Here is a 9274-nt window from a genome sequence, read left to right on the forward strand (position 1 = left end):
ACCAAAGCTGGAGGAATAGCGGTCTATACAAGGAACTTAATCAGAACCCTTGAGCGCGGGGGACACGAGGTCGAGCTGTCGCCCGGCGAGAGGTTTTCATACTTTCTCTGGCAGTTCTTCAGGGTTTCCCTCTGGCTCGTTCGTTCGAAATGCGACGCCTATCACGCAGTCGGCATTATCGAGGGCATAGTTCTCCCGTTCTTCAAGCCGAAGGCGGAAAAGCGGGTCACGATACACGATTTAATTCCCCTGAAGCACCCGAGGAAAGGATTCAAAGGCCTCTTCGAGCGCTTCTTCATCCGACTCGGTCTGTTCTCGGCGAGGAAATGCGATGTGATTTATGCCGTCTCTCACCTGACGAAGGTTGATTTGGTTCGCTTCGCGGGAATCCCCGAGGATAAAATAATCGTTGTTCACCAGCCGATAGACGAGCGCTTTCTCCTCGAACCGCCTCACGCCGGAAAGTTCAGAGAGAGGGGAAAGTTCATGGTGGGCTACATCTCGAGGATGGACTACCACAAGAGGCACGCCCTCCTCGTTGAACTGTTCAGGCAGTGGGACAATCCCAACGCGAGGCTTCTCCTGGCTGGAACCGGGGAGGAGTTCGAGCGCGTTAAAAAGCTGGCCGAAGGCGACGAGCGGATAAAACTCCTCGGCTTCATACCAGATGAGGAGCTGGTTGAGTTCTACGACTCGCTCGACGTCTACGTTCATGCATCAAAATACGAGGGCTGGGGACTGCCGATTGTTGAGGCGCTGGCGAGAGGAAAGCCCGTTATCGTTTTCGACGATGCCGAGATACCTGGGGAGGTTCAATTACACTGTCTGGTCGTTAATCGAGAGGGTTTCTCCTCAGCACTGGAGGACAGAAAGATTCTTAGAAAGCTGGGAAAGTTGATGAAAAGGGAAGTGATTCAGAACGGGATTAAACCGTTCCCTTAACGAGGATTTTCTTCAGCTTGTCCTCAAACACCTGAACGATATCTCTCTGCGTGATTGGTTTCTGTTCAAGCGGGTCTTTTTTACGGAGAAAGAGCCATTTAACGTTGTCTCCGGGGGAGTATAGCAGTTTAAACCCATCGACTATCAAAGATTTCTTTTCATGCCCGTAGTCAACGGCTTCTGTCAGTATCCATCTCTTCTTTGGTGCATTTTGAAGCGGATAACCATCTAAACGGACGTTTGGCTCGATTCCCAGCTCCTGTAATATGGTTGGAAGTATGTCCACAGAGCTTATAACGTCGCGCCTTTTCAACCGGCTGAACCCATGAAACAGAATTGGAACTTCTATCAGTTCGCCGAAGACGTTGTGCCCATGGTCTATTCCATACACTCCCCGCGGGTCATAGAAGTATTTCGCTTCTACCTCTGCATGCTCCCAGAACTCTTCACCGTGGTCGGCCGTTATCACGACGAGCGTGTCATCGAGAACATTTAATCGTTCAAGTTCCTCGAACAGTAGCTCAATCTGGTCATTAACGTACCTAATTGTGTTATCGTACAGCAACATCCTGTTCTCTTTGAACTCTTCGAATCCCGGCTTCTTCCAGTCTTCTGGTTTTGTATAGTCCCATGATTCTATCTTCGGGATTTTCTTCACCTTCCCAAAGTAGTCCCTGTATTCCTCCGGCGGTTCTAACGGTTGATGGGTGTCCCCGAGATGGAGGTATGCAAAGAACTTTCCGCCATCTTTCTTTACCCACTTTAAAAATTCTCTGAACACGCTTTCTGCAATCTCCCTGTGGTGGTGGAACTTGACTAGCGTTCTCTTTTTGAATGCGAATCCAGCCAGTCCGATTGGAGTTGCGAAGTACGTTCTGTACCCAATTAGGCTCATTAACTCAGGAAGGGTTATAACCTCTCTCTTGATGGCCTTAAATCGGCGGAGGTCCTCTCTATCCTTGATTCTCCTGTCTGTGTACGCACCGTGGTTGTGAGGGTATAGACCCGTTAGTATCGACGCCACCGAAGGGTACGTCCAGGGAGCCGTGGAAATGCCCAAATACTTGGCCTTTATCCCATCCAGAAACGGGGATGTTTCTCTTGGATACCCGGTGAACGAGAGATTTCGATACCTCAGACAGTCAACGGTTATTATCAACACGTTCTTTTGGGGGTTATCTGTAAGTGTAACGTAGTTCTCCAATTTCAGCGATTTCAGCCTTTCCCTTATCGCCCGCGTCTCCCTGTCCGCGATTCTATGATACAACCTGAATATTCTGGAACCGATGGGCTTGGGAAGCTTCTGTATCACATACCTGTTTACCGCCCGCTTAATCCTTGGAATCATACGGACCACTTTCCTTTGGCGATGAACGTGATACGAGTTTTAAATCTTTGTGGTTCTTAAAAATAGAGAAAGGCTTTAAACTTTGGTAGCCCTTTATCTAGAGCTGGACGCATAAGGTTGATTAAAAGTTGGGGGCGTTAAAGTGAAGATACTGCTCGTAACTTCCGGATATCCCCCTGAGAGGTTGGGTGGGGCCGGTTTTTATGTGAAATACCTCGCGGAGGAGCTCTCTAAAAGACATGAGGTTCACCTGTTCATACCCTCAAAGCGGGGAGATGAGTGGGTTGAAGGCTCTATTCACGTCCATGCGGTCAGGCCAGTGAAGTCATATCTCAGTGCGGTTCTCATTGAGAGAACGTACAGAAATCCTGAAATTGAAAAGAAGTTCAAAGAACTAGTCGAATGTTTAAAGCCAGACGTCGTTCATTTCCACAACCTTTGGGCATTCAGAACTGCTTTCCTTCCGGTTATAGCCAAAGAAGCCGGTTCGGCAACGGTTCAAACGCTCCACGATTACTGGTTCATATGTCCCATAAACATAATGAGCTACAAAAAACAGAGGCCCTGCGAGGGACCATCTCCCGAAAAGTGCTCAACTTGTTGGAACCATGTTATAAGCGAGTACCTAGAGCAACGCAAAATTCCGCGTTTGCTCTTTGATGGTATACTAAAGATTTTTAATAGACCCAATGGTTTTGAGCTCAGACTTAGAACGTTGATTGAAATCCTGAACTCAATGGATGCGATAATAGCGCCCTCAAAGTTTCTTAGAAACATGTTTGTAAAGGCTGGAGTTGATGACTCCAGGCTTTACCACATCCCCAACGGTTACCCCCATGAAATCTTTAAGGGATTCCAAAAGAATAAGGATACGAATAAGCTTGTTTTTGGGTTTGTGGGAGTTCCAAGCTATCAGAAGGGGACCCACGTTGCCGTTAAGGCAGTTCGCGCTATTAAAGGCGGAGATTTCGAGTTCAGAATATACGGTGGAGGTGGCCGTCGGGAGTACCTCTCTGAACTGATGAAGCTCTCGCGGGGAGACGACAGGATACGATTCATGGGGAAATTCGACAGTGTCGTTGAACCCTATTCAAAAATAGATGTCCTGCTGTTTCCTTCCCTGTGGTATGAGAACTGTCCCCTCGTTCTTGCTGAGGCATCTCTGACGGGAACCCCTGTAATAGCCTCCAATCTCGGAGCCATTCCAGAATTTGTTCACCCGGGAATTAATGGGTTCCTCTTCACCCCCGGAAGTTGGGAGGAACTCTCACATCTCATGAAGGGGTTCATTGAGAATCCGGAACTCGTTGATAAGCTATCAAACCCTGCATTTGTCCCTGATGACATGCCGGAGCATGCTAAAAAAATACTTAAGCTTTATGAATCACTCATGTAGCCTTTGAATCGCTTTAAAGAAATGTCTCGCCCCGAGTTCTGCATTTGAGTATTTTTTCCCTATTTTCATTGTGACATGCTTCATCTTTCTTATCAATTTCGGATTTTCAATGAGTACCTCAAGAGCTTTTCTAAGTGCATTTATGTCCCCCGGGGGAAGTACAAGCCCCGTTTTCTCTTGTTGAATAATTTGAGAACCTGCGGCTGCTGTTGTGGTAATGAGTGGAACTCCATAATATAGTGATTCATTAATTACCAATCCCCATGAATCATGGAAGGTAGGCAATACAAAGATTGATGAGTGGGTATATACACTTGTTTTTCTTTTTCCTGTAATATACCCTATAAAATGTATTCTTTTATCATTCTTCGAAATCTCTTTTAATGTCTGTTCATAAGGGCCCGTGCCAGCTATGATTAAATCAATATTTTTATATGGAATCTGCTTAAACGCTTCGATAAGGACTTGAACTCCTTTAGGTTCACGAAGATAGCCTATATACGTAATTATCAATTTGGAGTTATAATCTTTTATGGGTATTTTTGATTTGGCGCTATCTTGTTCTTGGCTACGGAATATTTCAGATGGCATGATTTGAATTCCTTCAACTAACTTTCCCGGGGAAACTCCTATCTTTAAAGCGTGCTCCCTGCTCTTTTTACTGTAGGCCGCAACGATGTTTGACATGAAAAATATGGCCTTTTCGTAGGTCTCTTTCAGAATTCTTTTCGGCCCTCTAAATTTATGGCTAATCCACGGACTTTCAATCCTCTCGGTCCACAGGATTACCTTCTTCTTCAAAACGCGGGAAAGTATCAGGGCCAGTACCGTTGATGGGATAGTCTCGACGGTTTCCGCAATGACTACAACGTCTGAGTTCTTTAACTCCTCAATTATCTCTATCGGATTGTTCAGTATAATCTTCCCAATCCTTTTTCCCTTCAAGATTCTCCACTGGAAATTAAATCTCTTAATAACTTCCGTTTCCCAAAGTCTGTCTGGAGACCTCGGTTCACAGAACAGAACAGTAACTTCGAATTTTTCGTTTAACCTTTCGAATATCGGCAATCTGTAGGGGGATATCTGATTGTGAAGAAGGAGCACTCGCACAGCTGGTCACCTCATCTGGGCTGTTGATATTTTGGATAGAAGTTTTTTCAATTTTTCTTTGAATATTTGGACAACTTGGGGGTCTGTTATTGGAGTCCTCTCATCGGGGTCTTTCCTCAGGTTGAAGACCCATTCAACACCGTCACTGGGGGCGTACAGGAACTTGAGGTCTCCTACTTGGAGGGCCTTTTTCTCATAGCCGTACCCTGCCGCCTCCGTTAGAATCGCCCTCTTCCTCGGCTTTTCTTGGAGTGGCACTCCGTCCGGCTTGAATCTGGGCTTTATGTTTAGTTCTTGCAGTATGGTTGGGGTTACGTCCGCCGATGAAACGTGCTCCCAGTTCTTCAACCCGGAGAACCCGTACATCGTCAGGGGAACCTCTATTATCTCCCTGAACACGTTGTGGCCGTGTCCAAAGCCACAGGCGTTCCGGGTGTCGTAAAAATACTTTGCCTCAACCTCCCGGTGCTCCCAGAACTCCTCTCCGTGGTCTGCGGTCACAACTATTAGGGTGTCCTCCAAGAGGTCTCTCCTCTCCAGTTCCCCGAAGAACCGTTCAATCTGGTCGTTTACGTAGCGGAGGGTGTTGTCGTACAGGAGAACCCTGTTCTCAACGTATTCCTTGAAACCGGGCTTGCTCCACTCCCCGGGTTTTGTGTACGCCCAGGTCCTTATGTTCTTCAGGTTCTTTACCTTACCAAAATAGTTCCAGTACTCGTCGGGCGGGTTGAGGGGCTCGTGGGGGTCACCCAGGTGCAGATACGCAAAGAACCTCCTTCCGTGCTCCCGTTCGGCCCACTTCAGGAAGTCGTCGAGTATTTTCTCGGCCCGCGTTTCCCCAGGGTACCACCTTATGTCAGGTATTCGTCTCCTGAAGTGAAGGCTTGAGAGCTCGATTGCAGTTGCCATGTACACGTCATAGCCCATGTAGAGGAGTAGTTCGGGGAGTGTAATAACACTCTCCTTTATTCCTTTAAGGTGCCCTAGGTTGTCTAGGTATTTTATGCGGCTGTGAATGTAAGCCCCGTGCCTCGTGGGGTAGAGCCCTGAGAGTATCGTCGGGACCGATGGATAGGTCCACGGCGCCCCGGAAACCGCCCTGTAGTTCTTTCCGATAGAGGCGAGGAACGGCGTCGTGTCCCTCTCGTAGCCGGCCATGCTGGTGTTCTTAAAGCGCATGCAATCGGCGGTTATTATTATCACGTTCTTCGGTTCGGCGTTCTCGAAATCGTAGTAGTTCTCAGGCTTCAGGCTCTTCAGCCTTCGCTGAACCTCCCTGCGCGTCGTCCATGTTACATATTTCGAGTATACTGGGAAGACCTTCTCCTTTAGCTTTGGATGCCTATTAATCACGTTCTGGACGACCCATCTCTTTGCCCTGTGTAGCATGGATACACCTCTCAAAGGCTGTTATAAACCTTCGCGGTTTTTGATTGGTGTACCTCTACCTTGTCTCACCAGCAGAGTCCCTCGTAGACCTCAGCCGTTTCCTCGGCCCTCCGCACTCTCCTCCCGTCTATCACAACCTTCCCGGAGTAGTCGAGCTCCTCAAACTCCGGCCACTCGGTCAGGATTAGAATCACGTCGGTGTCCTTCATAACGTCCTCCAGGCTGGTTGCGTAGGCTATCCTCGACCCGACGTCCGGGTAGAACTTCCTGAAGTTCTCCATCGCCTTGGGGTCGTAGGCTATCACATTGGCGCCCTCCTCGAGGAGCCTCCTTATAACCGGATACGCCCTCGTCTCCCTGACGTCGTCGGTGTTGGGCTTGAACGCAAGGCCGAGAACGCCTATTACCTTTCCTCCAAGCCTGGGAACGTGTTTCTTCAGCAACTCGACGAGCTTAACCGGCTGTCTCTCGTTCACCTCGAGAACGGCCTTGAGCAGTATCGGCTCCTCACCGGCTTCCTCGGCCTTTCTGATAATCGCCTTGACGTCCTTCGGGAAGCATGACCCCCCGAACCCGAGGCCCGACCTGAAGAAGTACGGGCTTATTCTGTGGTCGAGGCCGACCCCCTCGAACACCTTCCAGGAGTCGATGCCAAGCTTTTTGCAGATGTTTCCAATCTCGTTGGCAAAGCTTATCTTCGTGGCGAGGAACGCGTTGGAGGCGTATTTAATCATCTCAGCCGTTTTAATGTCCGTTATAAGCTTGGGGGCATCTATGGGTGAGTACAGCTCCTCGAGAATCCTCTTCGTACTCTCGTCCTGAACACCCAGAACAATCCTGTCGGGGTTCAGGAAGTCTCTCAAAGCCACGCCCTCGCGGAGGAACTCCGGGTTCATCGCCAGTCCGAAGTCCTCAAAGGCCTTCTTTTCGGACTGCTCCTCGAGGATTGGCTTCACAACGCCCTCCGTCGTCCCCGGAACCACCGTGCTCTTAACCACAACAACGTGAAAGTCGTCCTTTTCCCTCAGGACTTCCCCTATCTCCCTTGAAGCGCTCTCTATGAACCTCAGGTCTATCGAACCGTCCTCGCGGGAGGGCGTTCCAACGCAGATGAACGTCACGTCCGAGTTCATGACGGCCTCACGGTAGTCGGTCGTCGCCCTGTACCTTTCCCTGTACTCCCTCATAAGTTCCTTGAGACCCTCCTCGTAGATTGGTGGCCGGCCCTCGTTTATCATCCGCACCTTCTCCTCATCCACGTCAACGAAGACGACCTCGTTTCCGAGCTTTGCAAAGCCCATTCCGGTAATCATTCCAACGTAGCCCGAGCCAATTATCGAGACCCTCATCAGAGAACCCCCCTGAACCACTCTATCGTTTTCTCAAGGCCCTCCCTAAGGCCGACCCTCGGCTCCCAGTTGAGAAGGTTCCTCGCCTTCGTTATGTCCGGACAGCGCCTCGGCGGGTCGTCCGGGGGAAGCGGGTGAAACTCTATTGGCGACTGCGAAGCGGTAAGCTCCTTGACGAGGTGTGCGAGCCCTATAATCGTTATCTCGTCGGGGTTGCCTATGTTGACGACCTCACCGCTCGCCCTTTCGCTAAGGGCCAGCTTGAGGATTCCCCTAATCTGGTCGGTGACGTAGCAGAAGCTCCTCGTCTGTTTGCCTTCGCCGAAGACGGTTATGGGCTTGCCGGTTAGAGCTTGGGTGACGAACCTCGGAACGACCCTTCCGTAGATTCCATCCGCCCTCATCCTCGGTCCGTAGGTGTTGAAAATCCTGACGATTCTCGTGTCGAGGCCGTACTGCCTGTGGTAGGCCATCGTGATGGTCTCGCCCAGCCTCTTGGACTCGTCGTAGCAACTCCTTATCCCTATTGGGTTCACGTAGCCCCAGTACGTTTCCGGCGTCGGGACGACCTTTGGCTGGCCGTAAATCTCGCTCGTGCTGGTGAATAGAAACCTCGCCTCGTTCCTTCTCGCAATCTCGAGCATGTTCCTCGTTCCTATCGTGTTTGATTCAATTATCTCAAGGGGGTAGTGCTCGAACTCGAAGGGCGACGCCCTTGATGCGAGGTGAAAGACGAAGTCGAAGTCTTCCCTCAGAACCTCTTCGGGCAGTTCCTTTGAAACGTCCGCTTCGTAGAAGTGGAAGTTCTCCCTCTTCAAAGCGTTCTCAATGTTCCTCCTGAGTCCGCTCGCGAAGTTGTCGATTCCGTAAACCTCCGCCCCCGCCTCGAGAAGAACGTCGGAAAGCCAGGAACCCAGGAATCCCGCGGCACCGCTTACGAGGACTTTCTTACCCTCAAACTCTTCCCTGAACTCCCTCGCGAGTTCAGCTACCTCCTTCGTTTCGTCGTACATTTCCAACAGCCTCCTCCAATATCTTCCTAAACTCTTCACTTAGATACGGGTCCTCGAGGGCCAGCTCAACGTTGGCCCTGAGCCAGTCGAGGAAGTTCCCTATATCGTACCGTCTCCCGCTGAAGAAGTGGGGGATTACCTCTATTCCATCTTCAACCATCAGCTGGAGGGCGTCCGTAAGCTGTATTTCTCCTTTCCTATCTGGCTTCACCCTCTTCAGGTACTCAAAGACCTCCGGTGTGAGAACGTACCTCCCGAGTATCGCCCAGTTGCTTGGAGCTTCCGCAGGGGATGGTTTCTCAACGAGCCGTGTAATCCTGCCGTCTTCTATCTTAACGATTCCGTACAGGTGAACCTTCTCCTTTGGAACCTGCTCGAGTGATATGACGCTTTTACCCGTTCTCTCGTGGATTTCAATGGCCTCCTTTATGCAGGGTGGCTTTGTTATTGTGTCCCCAAGGAGAAGGGCGAATGGTTCATCTTGGATAAACGCCCGGGCGTGCAGAATAGCGTCTCCCAAGCCCCTTGGCTTTTTCTGTCTGACGTAGTAAATGTTCATCTCGTCGAGGATTCTGTCGAGCTTTTCAAGCTCCCTGTTCTTGACATCATGCTCGTACCTGTCGAAGTGGTCCTCTATGGCCCTCTTGTGTTTTCCCGTGATTATCAGAATCTCCCTAATACCAGCCTCGTAGGCCTCCTCAATGATGTATTGAATTGTGGGCTTCCT

8 protein-coding genes are annotated in these 9274 nt (G+C 49.9%); 2 read left to right on the forward strand and 6 right to left on the reverse strand.

The features are described from left to right. Positions 1-942, forward strand: a 942-nt coding sequence (locus tag MVK46_RS05645; RefSeq protein ID WP_297535667.1) for a glycosyltransferase, incomplete at its 5' end; no start/stop codon positions are given. Here MVK46_RS05645 and MVK46_RS05650 read toward each other — a convergent pair. Then, positions 926-2290, reverse strand: a complete 1365-nt coding sequence (locus tag MVK46_RS05650; protein ID WP_297535668.1) for a sulfatase-like hydrolase/transferase — start codon at positions 2288-2290, stop codon at positions 926-928. The two genes, MVK46_RS05645 and MVK46_RS05650, sit on opposite strands and share 17 nt — an antisense overlap. Positions 2291-2432: 142 nt before the next feature. Between MVK46_RS05650 and MVK46_RS05655 the strand changes: the two genes are divergently transcribed. Further along, positions 2433-3686, forward strand: a complete 1254-nt coding sequence (locus MVK46_RS05655) for a glycosyltransferase family 4 protein (protein WP_297535669.1) — start codon at positions 2433-2435, stop codon at positions 3684-3686. Here MVK46_RS05655 and MVK46_RS05660 read toward each other — a convergent pair. The 5 genes from MVK46_RS05660 to MVK46_RS05680 all read right to left on the reverse strand — a co-directional run. Then, positions 3675-4796 (reverse strand): glycosyltransferase family 4 protein, encoded by a 1122-nt coding sequence (locus tag MVK46_RS05660; RefSeq protein ID WP_297535670.1) that lies wholly within the window; start codon positions 4794-4796, stop codon positions 3675-3677. The genes MVK46_RS05655 and MVK46_RS05660 overlap by 12 nt on opposite strands. Before the next feature lie 6 nt (positions 4797-4802). Continuing rightward, positions 4803-6185: a sulfatase gene (locus MVK46_RS05665; RefSeq protein WP_297535671.1), complete on the reverse strand. Its 1383-nt coding sequence runs from the start codon at positions 6183-6185 to the stop codon at positions 4803-4805. 65 nt (positions 6186-6250) lie between these two features. Further along, complete coding sequence (locus tag MVK46_RS05670) at positions 6251-7534, reverse strand: UDP-glucose/GDP-mannose dehydrogenase family protein (protein WP_297535672.1); 1284 nt, start codon at positions 7532-7534, stop codon at positions 6251-6253. After that, positions 7534-8547: a UDP-glucuronic acid decarboxylase family protein gene (locus MVK46_RS05675; protein ID WP_297535673.1), complete on the reverse strand. Its 1014-nt coding sequence runs from the start codon at positions 8545-8547 to the stop codon at positions 7534-7536. The genes MVK46_RS05670 and MVK46_RS05675 overlap by 1 nt, the downstream gene beginning before the upstream one ends. Then, positions 8519-9274: UTP--glucose-1-phosphate uridylyltransferase (locus MVK46_RS05680; protein WP_297535674.1), on the reverse strand; the 756-nt coding region annotated here is incomplete at its 5' end. The genes MVK46_RS05680 and MVK46_RS05675, both read right to left, overlap by 29 nt.

This window comes from Thermococcus sp., from assembly GCF_027066465.1.
GTDB lineage: Archaea > Methanobacteriota_B > Thermococci > Thermococcales > Thermococcaceae > Thermococcus.

Coding starts and splice junctions, on each gene's coding strand:
- MVK46_RS05650 (WP_297535668.1), bottom strand. CDS start 2,290: ATGATTCCAAGGATTAAGCGGGCGGTAAACAGGTATGTGATACAGAAG.
- MVK46_RS05665 (WP_297535671.1), bottom strand. CDS start 6,185: ATGCTACACAGGGCAAAGAGATGGGTCGTCCAGAACGTGATTAATAGG.
- MVK46_RS05670 (WP_297535672.1), bottom strand. CDS start 7,534: ATGAGGGTCTCGATAATTGGCTCGGGCTACGTTGGAATGATTACCGGA.
- MVK46_RS05675 (WP_297535673.1), bottom strand. CDS start 8,547: ATGTACGACGAAACGAAGGAGGTAGCTGAACTCGCGAGGGAGTTCAGG.